General features: G+C 53.0%; 21 protein-coding genes. 10 read left to right on the plus strand and 11 right to left on the minus strand.

The annotated features are described in order from the left end of the window. Positions 1-73: 73 nt before the first annotated feature. Together tatE and HV157_RS07320 are read right to left on the minus strand one after the other, a co-directional pair. A complete protein-coding gene (tatE, locus tag HV157_RS07315) occupies positions 74-277 on the minus strand; it encodes a twin-arginine translocase subunit TatE (RefSeq protein ID WP_014169112.1) in 204 nt (67 codons plus the stop codon). Positions 278-403: 126 nt separating this feature from the next. Beyond that, entirely contained in the window at positions 404-1,192 is a 789-nt protein-coding gene (locus HV157_RS07320) for a deaminated glutathione amidase (protein ID WP_182268347.1), read from the minus strand. A 67-nt stretch (positions 1,193-1,259) separates the two neighbouring features. Between HV157_RS07320 and crcB the strand changes: the two genes are divergently transcribed. Further along, positions 1,260-1,643, plus strand: coding sequence for a fluoride efflux transporter CrcB (crcB, locus tag HV157_RS07325; protein WP_182268346.1), 384 nt, complete (start codon positions 1,260-1,262; stop codon positions 1,641-1,643). Positions 1,644-1,863: 220 nt separating this feature from the next. Here crcB and cspE read toward each other — a convergent pair whose 3' ends face one another. Together cspE and pagP are read right to left on the minus strand one after the other, a co-directional pair. Beyond that, the gene (gene cspE, locus HV157_RS07330) at positions 1,864-2,073 is read right to left on the minus strand and encodes a transcription antiterminator/RNA stability regulator CspE (protein WP_002439184.1); all 210 of its coding nucleotides are present in this window, start codon (positions 2,071-2,073) and stop codon (positions 1,864-1,866) included. Between the two features lie 190 nt (positions 2,074-2,263). After that, positions 2,264-2,881 (minus strand): lipid IV(A) palmitoyltransferase PagP, encoded by a 618-nt coding sequence (gene pagP / locus HV157_RS07335; protein ID WP_182268345.1) that lies wholly within the window; start codon positions 2,879-2,881, stop codon positions 2,264-2,266. A gap of 495 nt (positions 2,882-3,376) precedes the next feature. Between pagP and dcuC the strand changes: the two genes are divergently transcribed. Together dcuC and rna are read left to right on the plus strand one after the other, a co-directional pair. Beyond that, positions 3,377-4,744 carry an anaerobic C4-dicarboxylate transporter DcuC gene (gene dcuC, locus HV157_RS07340; RefSeq protein WP_020885003.1) on the plus strand — a complete coding sequence of 456 codons (1,368 nt, stop codon included), beginning with the start codon at positions 3,377-3,379 and terminating at the stop codon, positions 4,742-4,744. Positions 4,745-4,838: 94 nt separating this feature from the next. Then, entirely contained in the window at positions 4,839-5,648 is an 810-nt protein-coding gene (gene rna / locus HV157_RS07345) for a ribonuclease I (protein ID WP_078774872.1), read from the plus strand. On the opposite strand, the gene HV157_RS07350 is transcribed toward rna, so the two are convergent. Continuing rightward, the gene (locus tag HV157_RS07350; protein WP_025204679.1) at positions 5,642-6,259 is read right to left on the minus strand and encodes a flavin reductase family protein; all 618 of its coding nucleotides are present in this window, start codon (positions 6,257-6,259) and stop codon (positions 5,642-5,644) included. The genes rna and HV157_RS07350 overlap by 7 nt on opposite strands. 89 nt (positions 6,260-6,348) lie before the next feature. Next, on the minus strand, positions 6,349-7,179 hold the full coding sequence (locus HV157_RS07355) for an alpha/beta hydrolase (protein WP_041162487.1): 831 nt from the start codon (positions 7,177-7,179) through the stop codon (positions 6,349-6,351). A 254-nt stretch (positions 7,180-7,433) separates the two neighbouring features. Between HV157_RS07355 and rnk the strand changes: the two genes are divergently transcribed. Then, on the plus strand, positions 7,434-7,844 hold the full coding sequence (rnk, locus tag HV157_RS07360) for a nucleoside diphosphate kinase regulator (protein ID WP_014169101.1): 411 nt from the start codon (positions 7,434-7,436) through the stop codon (positions 7,842-7,844). A gap of 137 nt (positions 7,845-7,981) precedes the next feature. Beyond that, positions 7,982-8,071, plus strand: a complete 90-nt coding sequence (gene yldA / locus HV157_RS26385) for a small membrane protein YldA (RefSeq protein WP_271661446.1) — start codon at positions 7,982-7,984, stop codon at positions 8,069-8,071. Between the two features lie 9 nt (positions 8,072-8,080). On the opposite strand, the gene HV157_RS07365 is transcribed toward yldA, so the two are convergent. Continuing rightward, positions 8,081-9,319: a zinc-dependent alcohol dehydrogenase gene (locus HV157_RS07365; protein ID WP_182268344.1), complete on the minus strand. Its 1,239-nt coding sequence runs from the start codon at positions 9,317-9,319 to the stop codon at positions 8,081-8,083. A 180-nt stretch (positions 9,320-9,499) separates the two neighbouring features. Here HV157_RS07365 and uspG point away from each other — a divergent pair, with 180 nt between their 5' ends. Continuing rightward, positions 9,500-9,928, plus strand: a complete 429-nt coding sequence (gene uspG, locus HV157_RS07370) for a universal stress protein UspG (protein ID WP_020885008.1) — start codon at positions 9,500-9,502, stop codon at positions 9,926-9,928. 60 nt (positions 9,929-9,988) lie between these two features. On the opposite strand, the gene ahpF is transcribed toward uspG, so the two are convergent. Together ahpF and ahpC are read right to left on the minus strand one after the other, a co-directional pair. Further along, positions 9,989-11,554: an alkyl hydroperoxide reductase subunit F gene (ahpF, locus tag HV157_RS07375; protein ID WP_032681429.1), complete on the minus strand. Its 1,566-nt coding sequence runs from the start codon at positions 11,552-11,554 to the stop codon at positions 9,989-9,991. 175 nt (positions 11,555-11,729) lie between these two features. After that, positions 11,730-12,293 (minus strand): alkyl hydroperoxide reductase subunit C, encoded by a 564-nt coding sequence (gene ahpC / locus HV157_RS07380; protein ID WP_008501015.1) that lies wholly within the window; start codon positions 12,291-12,293, stop codon positions 11,730-11,732. 639 nt (positions 12,294-12,932) lie between these two features. Here ahpC and HV157_RS07385 point away from each other — a divergent pair. After that, positions 12,933-13,832: a LysR family transcriptional regulator gene (locus HV157_RS07385; RefSeq protein ID WP_032677673.1), complete on the plus strand. Its 900-nt coding sequence runs from the start codon at positions 12,933-12,935 to the stop codon at positions 13,830-13,832. 154 nt (positions 13,833-13,986) lie between these two features. Here HV157_RS07385 and HV157_RS07390 read toward each other — a convergent pair whose 3' ends face one another. Next, positions 13,987-15,147, minus strand: a complete 1,161-nt coding sequence (locus tag HV157_RS07390; RefSeq protein WP_182268343.1) for a pyridoxal phosphate-dependent aminotransferase — start codon at positions 15,145-15,147, stop codon at positions 13,987-13,989. Positions 15,148-15,270: 123 nt separating this feature from the next. Here HV157_RS07390 and HV157_RS07395 point away from each other — a divergent pair, with 123 nt between their 5' ends. From HV157_RS07395 to HV157_RS07405, 3 genes are read left to right on the plus strand one after another with little or no spacing between them, the layout of a single operon-like run. Further along, positions 15,271-15,885, plus strand: a complete 615-nt coding sequence (locus HV157_RS07395) for a methylthioribulose 1-phosphate dehydratase (RefSeq protein WP_063214884.1) — start codon at positions 15,271-15,273, stop codon at positions 15,883-15,885. Then, positions 15,882-16,571, plus strand: a complete 690-nt coding sequence (mtnC, locus tag HV157_RS07400) for an acireductone synthase (protein ID WP_044868658.1) — start codon at positions 15,882-15,884, stop codon at positions 16,569-16,571. Before HV157_RS07395 ends, mtnC begins: the two co-directional genes overlap by 4 nt. Beyond that, positions 16,568-17,110, plus strand: coding sequence for an acireductone dioxygenase (locus HV157_RS07405; RefSeq protein ID WP_014169089.1), 543 nt, complete (start codon positions 16,568-16,570; stop codon positions 17,108-17,110). The genes mtnC and HV157_RS07405 overlap by 4 nt, the downstream gene beginning before the upstream one ends. 40 nt (positions 17,111-17,150) lie before the next feature. On the opposite strand, the gene HV157_RS07410 is transcribed toward HV157_RS07405, so the two are convergent. Beyond that, the gene (locus HV157_RS07410; RefSeq protein WP_047955223.1) at positions 17,151-17,621 is read right to left on the minus strand and encodes an SRPBCC family protein; all 471 of its coding nucleotides are present in this window, start codon (positions 17,619-17,621) and stop codon (positions 17,151-17,153) included. Positions 17,622-17,663: the final 42 nt, after the last annotated feature.

Below are 17,663 nucleotides of genomic sequence, written 5' to 3' on the forward strand. Positions count from 1 at the left end.
TATTCACTTACAGTAATACAAAAAAACCGGCCTCTTGAGCCGGTTTTTTTTCGCAAGCCCTCAGGCATTGCCGTTACTCTTTGTGAGAAAGCTTCTCTGCCGGGATGTCACCCTCGGCGCTTTTCTTCGCAGCCGCATCATCGTCGTTCATCGCTTTCTTAAAGCCTTTGATGGCGGCACCCAGGTCACCACCCAGCGTGCGTAACTTCTTGGTACCAAACAGCAGGACGACCAGTGCGGCAACCACCAGCAGTTTGGTAATACTAATCTCACCCATAGATACCTTCTTTACATAAACCAGGCTGCATTCAGCGCCAAAAACCTGATTGTATTAACGGTCATTTGACGCGTGCACACAATAGCAATCTGTAACAAGGTGAATCAAGCATTGTTGAAAAAAACATCACAATAATTGCGGTGGCGCAAACCGACGGTTGCGAAGAACCGGTAATTGCTGCCGTGCAAGCGTAATCCTCTCCCGCTGTAACTCTGTCATCAGCAAAACCGGGGCCTCCGCCGCAGCGGCTATCGTAACTCCCAGCGGATCCACCACCCTGCTCTGCCCAATGTTCTTATTGCCGCACTCCCCCGAGGCCACAACATAACAGGTTGTATCCAGCGCACGCGCTGCAAGGAGCGTTGCCCAGTGATGCTCTTTAAGCGGTCCCTTGACCCACGCGGCAGGCACAACCAGCACGTCAGCCCCCTTTAACGCGAGCGTAAGTGCCAGCTCAGGAAAACGCAGGTCGTAGCAGGTCATCAACCCAATCTTAAAGCCATCGACATCAAGCAGCGGTGGGATACTGTCTCCCGGATCCACCCGCCGTGATTCCTGAATGCTGAAGGCATCATAAAGATGGAGTTTGGCATAGCGCGCAACGATCGCGCCGTCACGGATGGCCACGAGCGTATTTACCGCTCGTCCTGCCGTCGAGGGGACATGCACCGTAAAGAGGGTGGTCAAACCATTGCCCACACTTTCCGCCAGCAGGTGCTGTAAAAATCCGCCGTCCAGGGGCTGGGCAGACTTCACCGACAGGTCCGGGTCGTTGTCATCTCTTGCCAGCAGCGCCTCCGGCAGCACCAGCAAGGATGCTTCTTTCAGGCGGGCCTGCCTCATCAGAGAGACACATTTATCTGCATTCTCTTGCCAGTCAGGCGTAACCGCAAACTGTCCTACAGCAACATACATATTTGTCCCCTCAGCAAAAACCGCGTTAAACTCGCCACTCTTACACATCAAATAGCAGGTATTTACAGTGTTACAACTACTTTTAGCCGTTTTTATTGGTGGGGGTACGGGTAGCGTTGCGCGGTGGTTTTTGAGTATGCGTTTTAATCCCCTGCATCAGGGTATTCCAATGGGTACGCTGGCGGCTAACCTGATAGGTGCTTTCATTATTGGCGTGGGGCTGGCCTGGTTTAACCGTATGACGCATATCGATCCCGTGTGGAAGCTATTGATTACCACCGGCTTTTGCGGCGGTTTAACCACCTTCTCAACGTTCTCGGCGGAAGTGGTTTTCCTGTTTCAGGAAGGGCGTGTCGGCTGGGCGCTGATGAACATTGCGATTAATATGCTCGGCTCCTTTGCGATGACGGGGATCGCATTCTGGCTATTTTCCTCCGCCACGACGCACTAACAGACGCTGCGTTAATGTTGGCTTAATTTTTCTCTGTCACTCTGAACGCAATACTGAACGAGGGTGACAGAATGAAACAGAACCTGATGAGCGCAGGTGTGGTGTTGTTGAGCGTGCTGATCGTTGCCAGCTTCCTCAAAATGTATCTGCTTAGCTGATTCAACGCGAAAAAAAACCCGCTCAGTGAGCGGGTTTTGAAATTCTTGCTGACGCGTCTGAATTACAGAGCGATTACGTTAGCAGCAGAAGGGCCTTTGGCACCGTTAGTGATTTCGAACTCTACACGCTGACCTTCAGCCAGAGTTTTGAAACCATTAGACTGGATTGCAGAGAAGTGTACGAACACGTCTTTGCTGCCATCTTCAGGAGTAATGAAACCGAATCCTTTGGACTCATTAAACCACTTAACGTTACCTTTAATCTTAGACATCAAAATTACCTTTACATTAAAAAACGACACAAATGCTGTGTCGGGTACCAGTACATCAATTGTGGGACCTTTTGTCCAGCGGTTCTTTGATAAAAAGTGACTAAAGTCGCGTTAATTTCTGCTGACGATTTTTTATCTCAACGGAATCAACGACTGCACACTTTTTCACCAGTACGTGACGTTTTTTCAGTTAAAACTGAAAACGCATCCAGGCGAAGTAAACGTTACCGTTGTTGTATGTCCCCGGGATATAGGTCATCTGGAACGTTGCCGGACCATAGCCGATAGAGGCCAGAGGCAGCAGTACCGGAATCGGAATGTAGTTCCAGTTGTCGCGTGCGGTCACACCGGCGGTGTAGCCCAGCCCCACATGAAAGTTTTCATCGGCTAACGGACGCCAGGTTTTCTCCCAGCCATAACCCCCGATCGGTTCCCATTTGTTAAAGGAATCTTTAAAGGCCATCAGATAGATGCCATGCCAGTTCCCTTTTTCGTCCCAACGCGACTGACCAAAACCAGCCCCCCACGGGCGCTCGTTATATTTGTCAGTCTTTTCTTTGTCATAGGCAAAACGCGCATGCCACGTTATTGCCGGAACATACAGGTCATAATGCTCTGGCGCAGTCCAGGTCTGCGACACATTATCAGTGAAGGTGGTGAACCAGCCTTTATCGGTTGCATTGCTCTCGGCGTGTGCAACAGACGACAATGCTAACTGCCCAAAAATAAACAACAAAATGAGGGAAAATTTATTACGTACAATCACAATGCAATTACCATTCTTAGTATTCGAGGCAAAGTTTACCATAAAATAGTTTAATCAAAGCTTAACAGCATCAGCGTTATTCCTAATTAATCAGCGTCTTCCTGGGAATATTCTGAGAGGAACATACCTTCACGCCATAATAAGCACAATAAAAGTAAGCCTTTATTAGGCTTTTATACGCTGGACAATCCAACCAACGCCAGCAATGACGGTCTCCAGGGCCCCTCCTGGAGGGCTGCCGGCAGCCATTAAAAACCCAGTTCCCAAAGGGTTTTTGCCTTTTCTTTCTGCGGCGAATTTAAACCCACAAAATATTTAACAACCCATTATCATTTAATTGACATATAGTGATATCTCTACCGGTCAATATGCGCATGAGATAAATGCCGGGGCGATGGCAAAAATACCGTTAATATCTTCTTTAGTAGTCTGTTTATTGATTTTAATCAGCAAGGACAGAACATTAATTCGGCACATTTCATCCTTCTTTTTTATTGATTATTTGTGCTCTCGGGCAGCAAGGATACAGGGGAAACCATGCTTACGTTTATCGAGCTCCTTATCGGAGTCGTCGTCATTGTCGGTGTAGCGCGCTACATCATTAAAGGTTACTCGGCCACAGGGGTATTATTTGTCGGCGGGCTAACCCTGCTCATTATCAGCGCCATCATGGGCCATCAGGTGTTACCGGCCAGCGCAGACAGTACGGGCTACACCGCCACTGACATTGTTGAATACATTAAAATCCTGCTCATGAGCCGCGGTGGCGACCTGGGTATGATGATCATGATGCTGTGCGGTTTTGCGGCGTACATGACCCATATCGGCGCGAATGATATGGTGGTTAAATTGGCGTCCAAACCGCTGCAGTACATTAACTCCCCGTATCTGCTGATGGTCGCGGCCTATTTCCTTGCCTGCCTGATGTCCCTTGCCGTGTCGTCCGCAACCGGTCTGGGCGTACTGTTAATGGCCACCCTGTTCCCGATTATGGTTAACGTCGGTATCAGCCGCGGCGCGGCCGCCGCGATTTGCGCCTCGCCGGCCGCCATTATTCTTTCCCCCACCTCCGGTGATGTCGTGCTCGCAGCCAAAGCCGCTGAGATGTCGCTTATCGACTTTGCGTTCAAAACCACGCTGCCCATTTCTATCGTCGCCATTGTCGGCATGGGCATCGCACACTTCTTCTGGCAGCGTTATCTCGATAAGAAAGAGAACATCAGCCACGAGATGCTGGACGTGAGTGAAATCACCACCACCGCGCCAGCGTTTTATGCCATTCTGCCGTTCACACCTATTATTGGCGTGCTTATTTTTGACGGTAAATGGGGCCCGCAGCTGCACATCATCACCATTCTGGTGATCTGCATGCTGCTGGCCGCCCTGCTGGAGTTTGTGCGTGGGTTTAACACGCAGAAAGTCTTCTCGGGTCTGGAAGTGGCCTATCGCGGTATGGCGGATGCGTTTGCAGGGGTCGTTATGCTGCTGGTTGCAGCAGGCGTCTTCGCCCAGGGCCTGAGCACCATCGGCTTTATTCAGAGCCTGATTTCCATCGCTACCTCGTTCGGCTCGGCCAGTATTATCCTGATGCTGGTTCTGGTGGTGCTGACCATGCTGGCCGCCATGACTACCGGTTCAGGTAACGCGCCGTTCTACGCCTTCGTTGAGATGATCCCGAAACTGGCTCACTCCTCAGGCATTAACCCGGCCTATCTCTCCATCCCCATGCTGCAGGCGTCAAACCTCGGTCGCACCATTTCACCGGTATCGGGTGTGGTTGTAGCCGTTGCCGGGATGGCAAAAATCTCGCCTTTCGAAGTGATCAAACGCACCTCCGTCCCCGTGATTGTGGGGCTGATTATCGTGATTATTGCCACGCAGGTGCTGGTACCCGGCGCAGCTTAAGCTAAATTCCTGATATCCAGAAAGCGCCTGCGGGCGCTTTTTGTGCTTTAATAATTTCCAGAAATTATTCATGCTCATTCGATCAGGAAATCACATGTTCAGGAAGGATATCGTTATTCCGTCTGGCGCAATCGCGCTGGCACTCTGTGTATTCTCCGCACAGGCCGACCCACTCAAGGCAACGCAGTATGGCGATTTCGATCGCTACGTTCTGGCTCTTTCCTGGCAAACCGGGTTCTGCCAGAGCATGGCCGACCGTAACCGCAACGAGCCCGAAGAGTGCCGTTTACAAAAAGAGAGTGATAACAAAACCGATTTTCTGACTGTGCACGGATTATGGCCGGGGCTGCCAAAGTCTGTTGCCGCACGGGGGGTGGATGAACGTCGCTGGATGCGTTTTGGCTGCGCAACCCGTCCAATCCCGAACATGCCGGAGGTGAAGGCCAGCCGCAAATGCGCTGCCGCCGAAACCGGACTGTCGCTTTCAGGTGCTGCTAAGCTGAACAGCGTTATGCCGGGTGCTGGCGGTAACTCCTGCCTGGAACGCTACGAATATGCCAAACACGGCGTGTGCTTTGGTTTTGATCCTGACGCGTATTTCGGCACGATGGTGCGCATGAATCAGGAGATAAAAAACAGCGCGATCGGCAAGTTCCTCGCCGATAACTATGGAAAAACCGTAAGCCGCAGCGACTTTGACAGCGCCGTGGCCAAAGGCTGGGGCAAGGAGAATGTCAAAGCGTTCAAGCTTACCTGTAATGGCAACCCGTCCTACCTGACCGAAATGCAGATCTCACTGAAGGCAGACACCATTAATAACCCACTTTCTGCAACCTCATTTGCTCCGCAGCCACACCCGGGTAACTGCGGAAAACAATTCGTCATTGATAAAGCCGGTCACTGATTGACGATCGGTCGGGTCATGTCAAACCGGTGCTCGTCACTGATGCCATAGTAAGCCGTCGGCCCACCCGCACGCAGGATGGGCTGCGCTTTCGCTGTCTGATAAATCCCCTCTTCCAGCAACGTTTCGGCGATGTGAATACCCACCACTTCGCCGAGCACCAGCCAGGTATCAACCGGTGTGCCGTCGGCCCCGGTAAGCTGAATACACTGCGACAGGCGACACTCAAAGTTAACCGGGCTTTCTGCCACCCGCGGGGCGTTCACCAGCTGGCTGGCCGCTGGCGTTAATCCCGCAAAGGTAAATTCATTTTCATCGTGGGGAAGCATAGCCGAGGTCGCATTCATCGCTTCAGCCAGATCGCGCGTCGCCAGGTTCCAGACAAACTCGCCGGTTTCGGTAATATTACGCACGCTGTCTTTCCAGCCGTTGCTGGAAAAACCGATGATGGGCGGACGATAGTTAAAGCAGTTAAAGAAGCTATACGGCGCGAGATTCAGCTGACCGGCGTTGTCGCACGAGGAGATCCAGCCAATCGGGCGTGGGCCAATAATCGCGTTCAGTGGGTCATGCGGCAGGCCGTGTCCCAGAGAAGGTTGATAGAAATACATAGTGCTCTCTTAATGGTGGGGCAGACACGAATTGCGTTTCGCTCAGTACCCTGGATCAGGACACTCAGCGTAACGCAATCCGCCAGGAATTAAGACTGAATAAATTTCAGCAAATCGTCATTGATCTGGTGCTTATGCGTGGTGCATATGCCGTGAGAACCCCCGGCATAGACCTTCAGTTCAGCGTTCGGCAGGAGCTCTGCAGCCACCCGACCACAGGTCTCGATCGGGACTATCTGGTCGTCGTCGCCGTGGATCACCAGCGTCGGGATAGTCATCTTTTTCAGATCTTCACGCAGATCGGTTTCAGAGAACGCTTTGACGCAGTCATACAGCGCCTTGATCGATCCCTGAAGCCCCTGCTCAACGAAGCTCTCCCGCACCGCTTTGGACTCTTTCGCCCCCGGGCGGTTATAGCCATAAAACGCCTCGGTCAGCGCATAGAAGAAAGCCGCACGATCGTTAATCACGCCTTCCCGAATACCATCAAACACCTCTTTCGGCACACCGTTCGGGTTGAAATCGGTTTTGATCATAATCGGTGTCACGGCACCAATAAGTACCGCTTTCGCCACGCGATCCGTACCGTGGCGACCAATATAGCGCGCCACTTCGCCACCGCCGGTTGAATGCCCCACGTGAACAGCGTCTTTCAGATTCAGACGCGCCGTCAGCTCAGCCAGATCGTCGGCGTACTGATCCATATTGTGCCCATCCCACGGCTGCGCTGAGCGGCCATGTCCGCGGCGGTCATGTGCAATTACGCGAAATCCTTTTGATCCCAGGTATAACATTTGGTCTTCAAAGGCATCCGCCGTCAGCGGCCAGCCGTGGCTAAACACCACGGGTTGCCCGCTTCCCCAGTCTTTAAAATATAAATAACTGCCGTCTTTCAACGTAATTTTGTCGTAATCGCTCATGAGATCTCCTGAGAAGAAACACTGAATGCGGATAGTCGCCCGCAGGGGGCGCTTAAAAAGAATAATGCAAATTGGCAAGGGAGCACGTTTTTCACCGAAAATTCATATGACCCATGAATGTGACCTGTATCACTTCAAAGTTGTGCGCTCAGCCAGTATCATCAGAAGAGTTAAACCCTCGCTGCCAGACGGCGAGGGTTTTCTTTTGGATTGGTTTCTGCGTTACACGCAGCATTAACGACATGGAGTAAAAAATGTCCAGACCCACCATCATCATCAATGAGCTTGACGCAGAACGTATTGACAGACTGCTGGAAAAAGCAGAATTCGCTTCGCTTCCGGTGGCTGACGCCCTGAATGAAGAGCTTGACCGGGCGCAGATGTGCACGCCTGAATCCATGCCTCACGACGTGGTCACCATGAACAGCCGGGTTAAATTCCGTAACCTGGCCACCGGTGAAGAGCTGACCCGAACGCTGGTCTACCCGGCGCAGATGACCGACAGCAGTGCACAGCTTTCGGTCCTTGCCCCTGTGGGTGCCGCGCTTCTTGGTCTGCGTACGGGAGACACCATCAACTGGGCGTTGCCAGGCGGTGCCGCGGCGCATCTGGAAGTGCTGGAGCTGCTCTACCAGCCAGAAGCCGCGGGCGACTACCTGCGTTAACCCCATCTGAACAAACGCTCCCGCGTTGCACAGAGGATGCACCCGCATCCTCTTTCCGCAAATTCACCCGATTATCCTATATCGCCCGAAAACCCCTTAACCCACGCTTAATCTGTTTGGGTGCCGCGGGGACGGTCATGAGTGAGATAGTGGTTATCACACTTATTTTTCTCATTATTCTGGCGATCATCGTCATGGCGGTGCTTTATCTTGAGCGTCATCGGTAAGCGATAATCTCACACCACCCCACCCGGGAAAGCATTGACCAGGCCTTTCACCTGCTGTGCCGCCGCGTCAGGCGTTTCCGCCCCCGGCACCAGAATGACCTTGCGGCACTCCTCCTCCCGTTTTTCGAAAATCTTGTAGGCGCGTTCCGCATCCGCCAGCGGCAGATAGTGGGTCACAATCTCCTCCGGCGTAAGCAGCCCTTTTTCGATAAGCGGCAGCAACTCGCCCAGCCAGGCGTGGACGTGTGTCTGCCCCATCCTGAAACTCAGCCCTTTATCGAAGGCATCGCCAAACAGGAAGCCGTGAATAAACCCGGCGTAAACGCCAGGGACGCTGACAACGCCGCCGCGCCGGACAGCCGCGATACACTGACGCAACGCTTTGCCGCTGCTGCCTTCAATTTTAAGGTTGCTGAGGATTGTTTCCGTGGTGCTGCCTTTGGCTTCGAACCCGACGGCATCAATCACCGCATCGACACCACGCTGGCCGGCAGTTTGCTCAATGATTTTTTCGGCGGCATCGTTCTCATCATCAAAGTTGACAGGGATTGCGCCGTAGCGCGCCTGAGCGAATCGCAGGCGATACAGGTGATGGTCGATGACGAAGATCTGTTCCGCCCCGAGCAGCCGCGCGCAGGCAATGGTCAGCAACCCCACCGGCCCGGCGCCGAACACGGCCACGCTCGATCCTTTTTCGATCTGCGCATTTTTTGCCGCCTGCCAGGCGGTGGGTAAAATATCTGACAGGAACAGCGCTTTGTCATCGGACAACAGCGGCGGCACCTTGAACGGCCCAACGTTCCCCTTCGGTACGCGAACATATTCCGCCTGGCCTCCCGGCACACCGCCGTAGAGATGGCTATAGCCAAACAGCGCGGCTGGCGCGGGAATTTGCTTTTTGTTCAGCGCGGCGCCCTGCCCAACGTTGGTCGTCTCGCAGGCCGCGTATTGCTGCAGACGGCAGAAGAAACAGTCACCGCAGGCAATCACAAACGGGATAACCACGCGATCGCCCTTCTGTAAACTCTTCACCTCCCTGCCGCACTCAACGATTTCCCCCATAAATTCATGACCAAAAATATCGCCGTGTTGCACCTTCGGGATTTTGCCGCGATAGAGATGCAGATCGGACCCGCAAATCGCCGTAGCCGTGACCCGCAGAATAATATCGTCTGGCTGTTCAATGATGGGATCGGGGACATTCTCGACGCGAACATGATGTGGGCCGTGATACGTGAGTGCTTTCATGCAACCTCCGAAAGGATCCAGGACAGTGTATAAAGGGTAGCTACCCCAGAAGACTTGCCCGTGATGACGGATCTTTTGAGATTTTTCCTGGCGAGATCAAAAAGTGGCGCCGCGCTTACAGAAACCATTCATATTTTGTGGTTGAATGAATTCAGCGTTTATAAACAAGGAGAAACGGGTATGTATCAGACAATCATTATGCCGGTTGATGTTTTCGAGATGGAGCTGAGCGACAAGGCCGTACGCCACGCGGAGTTCCTGGCGCAGCAGGACGGGATCATTCATCTTTTACACGTGTTACCGGGTTCCGCCAGCCTGAGTCTGCACCGCTTTGCCGCCGATGTACGTCGCTTCGAAGAGCATCTTCAGCACGAAGCTGAAAATCGTCTACAAACCATGGTCGGGCATTTCAGCATCGACCCTTCACGTATCAAAACTCACGTCAGGTTCGGTAGCGTGCGGGATGCCGTTAATGAACTGGCCAATGAACTGAAAGCAGACGTCGTGGTGATCGGTTCCCGTAATCCTTCCATTACCACCCACCTGCTGGGCTCTAACGCGTCGAGCGTGATCCGTCACACCCACATTCCGGTGATGGTCGTCAGGTAAAAAAAAAGAGGCCGCCTTTCGGTGGCCTCTTGCTGTTGCAGGTGTAGTCTTGCTTTCTTTTTATGCCGTTTTGGTGCGAATCAGATAATCGAACGAGCTCAGAGACGCTTTCGCCCCTTCACCGGTGGCAATGATGATCTGTTTGTACGGAACCGTGGTGCAGTCCCCTGCCGCGAACACCCCTTTCACGCTGGTTTCGCATTTCGCATCGATAATAATTTCGCCCATCCGGTTGCGCTCAATCGCGCCGTCCAGCCAGGTGGTGTTTGGCAACAGACCAATCTGTACGAAGATCCCCGCCAGCGCCACGCTATGTACGTCACCGCTCACGCGGTCGCGGTATTCCAGACCGGTTACTTTGCTGCCGTCACCTTTCACTTCCGTGGTCTGCGCATTCAGCACGATATCGACGTTTTTCAGGCTACGCACTTTGTCCTGCAGCACCTGGTCCGCTTTCATTTCTGGGGCGAACTCCAGCAGGGTGACGTGTTCAACGATACCCGCCAGGTCAATCGCCGCTTCCACACCGGAGTTACCGCCGCCGATCACCGCCACGCGTTTACCTTTAAACAGCGGGCCGTCGCAGTGCGGGCAGTAGGTGACGCCTTTGGTGCGATACTGATCTTCACCCGGGACGTTCATGTTGCGCCATTTGGCGCCGGTGGCAATGATAATGCTGCGCGCTTTCAGCACCGCGCCGGAGGCGGTTTCAATCTGGTGTAACCCCCCTTCAACCGCGGCCGGAACCAGCTTGCTGGCGCTCTGGCTGTCGATCACATCCACTTCATAATCGCTGACGTGCGCCTTCAGTGCGCCAGCCAGTTTCTGGCCTTCGGTCTTCGGCACAGAGATGTAGTTTTCGATATCCACGGTGTCGAGCACCTGGCCACCGAAGCGTTCGCCCATCAGTCCGGTACGAATGCCTTTACGGGCGGAGTAAACCGCCGCCGCCGCGCCCGCCGGGCCGGAGCCGACAATCAGAACATCATACGCATCACGTTTGTTCAGCGCTTCTGCCGCACGTTTTTCGGCACCCGTGTCCACTTTGGCAACGATTTCGGTCAGCGTCATACGGCCCTGGCCAAACTCCTGACCGTTCATAAAGACCGCCGGAACGCCCATGACGTTACGGTCGGTGATTTCGTTCTGGAACGTACCGCCGTCAATCGCCGTGTGCTTAATGCGCGGGTTCAGCACCGACATCAGGTTCAGCGCCTGCACCACGTCCGGGCAGTTATGGCAGGAGAGCGAGTAATAGGTTTCAAACTCAAAATCGCCGTCAATATCGCGGATCTGCTCGAGCAGCGCCTGCGCCTCTTTTGACGGATGACCACCGGTCCACAGCAGTGCCAGCACCAGCGAGGTGAATTCGTGGCCCAGTGGAGAACCGGCAAAACGCGGCCCCTGGTCAGAACCCGGATTGGTGATCAGGAAGGAGGGCTTGCGCACCGCCAGACCGTTATCTTCTTTGAAGGTCACGTTCGGTGACAGTTCGGCGATCTCTGCCAGCAGTTCCTTGATCTCTGCCGATTTAGCGCTGTCGTCCAGCGTGGCAATCAGCTCAACAGGTTTGGTCAGTTTCTCAAGGTAGGCCTTGAGCTGGGTTTTCATATTGGTGTCGAGCATTGTTCTTCCCTCTCTAAAAACGTCATCATGCAAGCTGCCTTATTCGGGCGGCCTGAATGCAACTTGCATCATGGTGCTGGAATAAAATGGGCGCGGGCGCGCCCATTACGACTGTCATTTCCGGAGCCTGTCGCGTCAGAGCAGGCGATGCACTGCGCGAAAGACGGCGGGAAACTTAGATTTTGCCAACCAGGTCTAAAGACGGTGCCAGAGTCGCTTCGCCTTCTTTCCATTTCGCCGGGCAAACTTCACCTGGGTGAGAAGCAACGTACTGCGCCGCTTTCACTTTACGCAGCAGGTCAGAAGCATCACGGCCGATACCTTCAGCGGTAACTTCGATTGCCTGGATAATGCCCTGCGGGTCAACAACGAAGGTAGCACGGTCAGCCAGGCCTTCATCTTCACGCATGTTGTCGAAGTTACGGGTCAGGGCGCCAGTCGGGTCGCCGATCATCGCGTATTTGATTTTCGCGATGGTTTCAGAGCTGCTGTGCCATGCTTTGTGGGTGAAGTGGGTGTCGGTAGAAACAGAGTAAACGTCTACGCCCAGCTTCTGCAGTTCGTCGTAATGGTCTGCAACGTCACCCAGTTCGGTAGGGCAAACGAAGGTGAAGTCAGCCGGATAGAAGAAGAAGACGCTCCAGCGGCCTTCGGTATCTTTCTCGGTCACTTCGATGAATTCACCGTTTTTGAACGCCTGGTTTTTGAAAGGTTTAATTTTGGTATTAATCAAAGACATCTGTACTTCCTCCGTGTTTTCGTTGAGATGTAAGGTAACCAACTTTCGCCGGGTGGGCTAATGCGTTTGCTTTATCAAATCAATCAGCCATACCTAACAACCCGAACAAGACAACGTGATGAACTGAATTAACGAAAAGCCAAAAGTAAAAAGGCCGCCCTGGTGGGCGGCCCTGATACCTGAACTTTCCACAGGAACTTTCAGTGCCAGCAATTGCTGGCGTTGCGTTGCGCTCTACAAACCTCATATCAAGGCCGTAACAGCGCCTTGATTACAACACCCGCACAGCGCGAGGGCAATGCACATGAGCGCCAATCGTATCTATGGCTGTGATAGGTTTCATCGAACACGGTTTATTGCGCAGGACTGAATACGCGCCGGCGAGGATTAATAAAAATGAATGATAATTATTTGTCTATATATAATTGAGACTATTTTAATGCAAACACTCTCGCAGTTTTAGAGATAAAAATATCTTAATATTCATTGAAGCTCTATTTTATAAATCTGCCATCGTGATATATTAAGTCAACATACAACTCTAATTAAGTAAGTTAATTGCATGGATGGCAAATGATTAACTTCCTTCTATAGTTATCAGTGATGTGTTAACGCAACGCAGTCCACTCAGGATGAAACATGGCTAATCTCTACGATCTGAAAAAATTTGATCTTAATCTGCTGGTAATTTTCGAGTGTATTTATCAGCACTTAAGCATCAGCAAGGCAGCAGAAACGCTCTATATTACGCCCTCGGCGGTCAGCCAGTCGCTGCAAAGGTTGCGTAATCAGCTCAACGATCCCCTGTTCATTCGTTCCGGGAAAGGGATTACGCCCACCACGGTAGGCGTGAACCTGCACCATCATCTTGAGCAAAACCTCAACCAGCTTGAGCAGACGATTAACATCATGCATGGCTCAACGCTAAAAAAGAATTTTGTGGTGTACAGCCCGCAAATCCTGACTACAGAAAATTTGCTGGGCCCGCTTAAATTATTGATGCGAGAGCACAATTACGAGATTGAACTGCATGACATGCTGCTCTCTGCTGACTCCGCAGAGGATCTGCTGGCATACCGTAAGGCAGACTTAATTTTCTCAATGGCCCCGGTTAGTAACCGTTCAATGATTTGTGTGCCATATGCATCCTATTCCGTCCTGCTGGTCTGCAGCCAGGATCATCCGCGGATGAAAGAGGTGGCCACCATGGAAGAGCTTCAGGAAGAGAAGTTTACGATATTCCTCAGTGATGAGCCGGGCGTTAAAACCTATCAATCGATGGCAGAAAAAGTGCATGCGGAAAAGACAATCGGTTTTCGCTGTGACTCTGTATTTACTATTATTTCGATGATAAGTGCCTCTCATTTAATTGGTTACGTACCGGAAATTTTATTTGATAAATACAGTGAAGTGCTAAGACTCAAAAAAATCACTGCACCGTTCACCCTTCCCTCGCTTGACATTTTTATGATTTATAATCGTTCGGCATTGAACAGTACGGCATTCGCGAAATTTATTAACGAAGTAACAGAAAAATAACAGCGACGGGCTGTGTCGCTCACAGCCCGTTCTCTCTGTTAATACATAATCCTGACTTATATTTTATAACGCGCTTTCGCGTTATTTTGACTGATATTACTCTCACTTATTATGGGCAGACCGCCGTTATTCTAACGCGAGAGGGATGACACGCTCAGAGTGTATTCAGCCGCTCCGCCGCCGCGAGAAGCGTCGATTCCTGTTTCGCAAAACAGAGCCGGATCAGCTTATGCGGGAACGGGTCGGCGCAAAATACGGACAGCGGAATGGCAGCAACGCCCACTTCTTTTGTCAGCCACTGGCAAAAACTCACGTCATCCCAATCCGAAATCGCGCTGTAGTCCGCCAGCAGGAAGTAGGTCCCTTCGCAGGGTAAAATCTCCAGACGGCTCTGGCTTAGCGCATTCACAAACAGATCCCGACGCTGACGGTAGAATGCCGGCAGGTCGCGGTAGTGCTCCGGTTCGGCGCGCAGCATATCAGCCAGGGCCAGCTGGGCCGGCGTGTTTACGGCAAACGTCAGGTACTGATGCACTTTACGCAGCTCAGCGCTGATGGCCGCGGGAGCCACGCAGTACCCCACCTTCCAGCCGGTCATATGATAGGTTTTACCAAATGACGATACCGCCACGGCACGCTCGCGAAGCTGCGGATGGGCCAGCACGCTGGCATGCCCTTCCTGCGCAAAACAGATGTGCTCATACACTTCATCGCTCAGCACGTAAATTTCACGCCCGGCAATCGCCTGCCACAGCTTAGCGAAATCGGCTTTCTGCCATGCGGTCGCCGACGGGTTGTGTGGGGTATTGATAATAACCAGACGGGTTTTGTCGCTCAGCAAGGCAGCAAACGCCTGCCAGTCCGGACGGAAATGCGGTGGCTGTAGCGCGATACGTTTTACCACGCCGCCGGAGAGTTCAACCGCCGGCGCGTAGCTGTCATAACTCGGGTCAAAGCAGATCACCTCATCACCCGTGCGCACCAGCGCGGTAATTGCGGCATACAACGCTTCGGTCGCCCCTGCCGTCACCGTGATGTCGCTGGTAGCGTCTGGCTTATAGCCATACAGCTCAGCCGTTTTGTCTGCTATGGCGTCCCGCAGTGCCTGCACGCCCGTCATCGGTGCATACTGGTTCGCCCCCTGCGCAACGTGGTACGCCAGACGTTCCTGCAAATAACGCGGGCCATCAAAATCCGGGAACCCTTGCGAGAGATTAATGGCGTTGTGCTGCTGGGCCAGTGCGCTCATTTGCGTAAAGATGGTGGTGCCAAGACTTGGAAGTTTACTCTGAGGAATCAATGCGTTATTGCTCATTGTGTTGTGCCTGCATGTAATACTTATGTTGCTGACACTATAACACGATGTTAGTCTTTGGCAATCAAGACGCTTAGACGTCTAAACAATATGAATATTCCTGACCGAGAGGGAAAAAGGAAGATGACCGACAACCTGCAACTCACACACCTGGTCGACGCCTGCCGCTGGATCGGCGCCAAAGGCTGGGCTCCTGCGACCGGCGGCAACATGTCCGTGCGTCAGGATGCACATCTGTGCTGGCTCAGTGAATCCGGCAAAGATAAAGGCAGCCTGACCACCGACGATTTTCTGCAGGTGGAGATTGCGACCAACCGTGCACCCTCTGGCCGCACGCCGTCGGCTGAAACCGGGCTTCACACGCTCATCTATCGTCTGTTTCCCGAAGCCAACGCGGTTCTGCACGTCCATACCGTCAATGCCACGGTCTTGTCGCGGCTGGTCAAAGAGCCCGAGCTGAAGATCACCGGCTTTGAGATGCAAAAATCCCTCTCCGGGCAGAGCACGCATCTGGATACGGTCGCTATCCCGGTGTTTGATAACGACCAGGATATCGACGCGCTCGCCGTGCGCATTGCCGAATACGCTCAGACGCACCCGTTTAATTATGGTTTTCTTCTGCGCGGTCATGGCTTAACCTGCTGGGGACGCAATGTGGCCGAGGCCCGCCGTCATCTGGAAGGACTGGAATTCTTATTTGAATGCGAAATGCGTTTACGACACTGGGAGAGAGTATGATTCGCGCGATTGTGACGGATATTGAAGGGACCACCAGCGATATCCGTTTTGTCCATGATGTTTTGTTCCCCTACGCGCGTGAGCGTCTGGCGGCCTTTGTGACCGCGCAGCAGTACGCCGAGCCGGTCAAATCGATTCTGGACAACCTGCGTGATGAAATTAACCACCCGCACGCCAGCGTAAGCGACCTTATCGACACACTCTTTACGTTTATGGATGAAGACCGCAAGTCAACCGCGTTGAAAGCACTGCAGGGGATCATCTGGCACGACGGCTACGTTAACGGCGATTTTACCGGCCACCTCTACCCGGACGTACTGCCTGCGCTGGAAAAATGGAAAGCGCAGGGTATTGATCTCTATGTTTATTCCTCAGGCTCCGTCGCGGCGCAGAAACTGTTATTTGGCTACAGCGACGAAGGTGATATTACTCATCTGTTCAGCGGCTATTTTGATACCCACATCGGTGCCAAGCGCGACGTCCAGTCTTACCAGAACATTGCGGCACAAACGGGTATCCCCCCGTCGCAGATCCTGTTCCTGTCGGATATACATCAGGAGCTGGACGCCGCTGAGCTGGCAGGTTTTCGCACCCTGCAGCTGATTCGCGGCGATGATGACGGTGCAAGCCATCACCATCAGGTACACCAGTTCGACGAGATTAACCCGGAGCAGATCCCTTCATGAGCGCATTGACCATTTATTCCGATAAAGACCCCAGTCAACCTCGCTGGCACAGCACCGACGCTGCCGACATCGCCCAACAGCTCAACGCCAGAGGGGTGCGTTTTGAACGCTGGGCCGCAGACCGCGACTTAGGCCGCGATCCTGCCCCCGATGCGGTTATCGCGGCTTATCAGCACGCGATCGACACGTTAGTGGCAGAGAAAGGTTATCAGAGCTGGGATGTCATCAGCCTGCGTGCCGACAACCCTCAAAAAGAGGCGCTGCGCGCAAAGTTCCTGAACGAGCATACCCACGGGGAAGATGAAGTGCGTTTCTTTGTTGAGGGTGCGGGGCTGTTTTGCCTGCACATTGGCGACGAGGTGTGTCAGGTATTGTGTGAGAAAAACGACCTGATTTCCGTGCCTGCCGGAACGCCGCACTGGTTTGATATGGGCTCAGAGCCGAACTTTACCGCCATTCGTATTTTTGATAACCCCGAGGGGTGGATTGCGCAGTTCACCGGCGATGCGATTGCGGATGCGTATCCGCGTCTGGCATGATTTTCCCCCTCTCCCTCCAGGGAGAGGGGGCGAAAAAACGTCAGTATTTCAATCCCTTCGTATACGCCACCAGCTGGTCCAGCACAATGCCCCACCCTTCGTGGAAGCCCATTTGTTCATGCTGTTCGCGGATTTCCGCCGTTGGGTGGCGAGCAATGGCGGTATAACGCGTTTTGCCCTCCCCCACATCATCCAGCAGTAGAATGGCCGTCATAAACGGCTTTTCTGCGGGCTTCCAGCCTTCCGTGTAACCGTCGGTAAAGACCAGCTTCCTGCCGGGATCGATTTCGAGAAACACACCCCGGTTATCCATCCGTTGCCCGTCTACCTCAAACACCGTGTTAAACCGCCCGCCAACGCGCAGGTCAAGGTCACACTCGGTCACTTTGTGCGGAACCGGAATGAAGAAGTTTTTGATGTGCTCGGGTGTCGTCCAGCAGAGCCACAGCAGATCGCGCGGAGCATCCACCACGCGTTCCAGTTTTAAGTCTGTATCAGGATCAAGCGTCACGTGACTGTCCTCCTAAAGGGAACCCCTTAAAGGATAGTCGTC

The organism is Enterobacter sp. RHBSTW-00318, assembly GCF_014101375.1.
Taxonomy (GTDB): Bacteria; Pseudomonadota; Gammaproteobacteria; order Enterobacterales; family Enterobacteriaceae; genus Enterobacter; species Enterobacter ludwigii.

Excerpts from the sequence above, each read along its gene's own strand:
- mtnC (WP_044868658.1), top strand. The coding sequence starts at position 15,882 with ATGATTCGCGCGATTGTGACGGATATTGAAGGGACCACCAGCGATATC.
- ahpC (WP_008501015.1), bottom strand. The coding sequence starts at position 12,293 with ATGTCTTTGATTAATACCAAAATTAAACCTTTCAAAAACCAGGCGTTC.
- HV157_RS07405 (WP_014169089.1), top strand. The coding sequence starts at position 16,568 with ATGAGCGCATTGACCATTTATTCCGATAAAGACCCCAGTCAACCTCGC.
- HV157_RS07390 (WP_182268343.1), bottom strand. The coding sequence starts at position 15,147 with ATGAGCAATAACGCATTGATTCCTCAGAGTAAACTTCCAAGTCTTGGC.
- HV157_RS07355 (WP_041162487.1), bottom strand. The coding sequence starts at position 7,179 with ATGAGCGATTACGACAAAATTACGTTGAAAGACGGCAGTTATTTATAT.
- HV157_RS07320 (WP_182268347.1), bottom strand. The coding sequence starts at position 1,192 with ATGTATGTTGCTGTAGGACAGTTTGCGGTTACGCCTGACTGGCAAGAG.
- cspE (WP_002439184.1), bottom strand. The coding sequence starts at position 2,073 with ATGTCTAAGATTAAAGGTAACGTTAAGTGGTTTAATGAGTCCAAAGGA.
- rna (WP_078774872.1), top strand. The coding sequence starts at position 4,839 with ATGTTCAGGAAGGATATCGTTATTCCGTCTGGCGCAATCGCGCTGGCA.
- HV157_RS07385 (WP_032677673.1), top strand. The coding sequence starts at position 12,933 with ATGGCTAATCTCTACGATCTGAAAAAATTTGATCTTAATCTGCTGGTA.
- pagP (WP_182268345.1), bottom strand. The coding sequence starts at position 2,881 with ATGGTAAACTTTGCCTCGAATACTAAGAATGGTAATTGCATTGTGATT.
- HV157_RS07365 (WP_182268344.1), bottom strand. The coding sequence starts at position 9,319 with ATGAAAGCACTCACGTATCACGGCCCACATCATGTTCGCGTCGAGAAT.
- HV157_RS07395 (WP_063214884.1), top strand. The coding sequence starts at position 15,271 with ATGACCGACAACCTGCAACTCACACACCTGGTCGACGCCTGCCGCTGG.
- rnk (WP_014169101.1), top strand. The coding sequence starts at position 7,434 with ATGTCCAGACCCACCATCATCATCAATGAGCTTGACGCAGAACGTATT.
- dcuC (WP_020885003.1), top strand. The coding sequence starts at position 3,377 with ATGCTTACGTTTATCGAGCTCCTTATCGGAGTCGTCGTCATTGTCGGT.
- uspG (WP_020885008.1), top strand. The coding sequence starts at position 9,500 with ATGTATCAGACAATCATTATGCCGGTTGATGTTTTCGAGATGGAGCTG.
- HV157_RS07350 (WP_025204679.1), bottom strand. The coding sequence starts at position 6,259 with ATGTATTTCTATCAACCTTCTCTGGGACACGGCCTGCCGCATGACCCA.
- tatE (WP_014169112.1), bottom strand. The coding sequence starts at position 277 with ATGGGTGAGATTAGTATTACCAAACTGCTGGTGGTTGCCGCACTGGTC.
- yldA (WP_271661446.1), top strand. The coding sequence starts at position 7,982 with ATGAGTGAGATAGTGGTTATCACACTTATTTTTCTCATTATTCTGGCG.
- ahpF (WP_032681429.1), bottom strand. The coding sequence starts at position 11,554 with ATGCTCGACACCAATATGAAAACCCAGCTCAAGGCCTACCTTGAGAAA.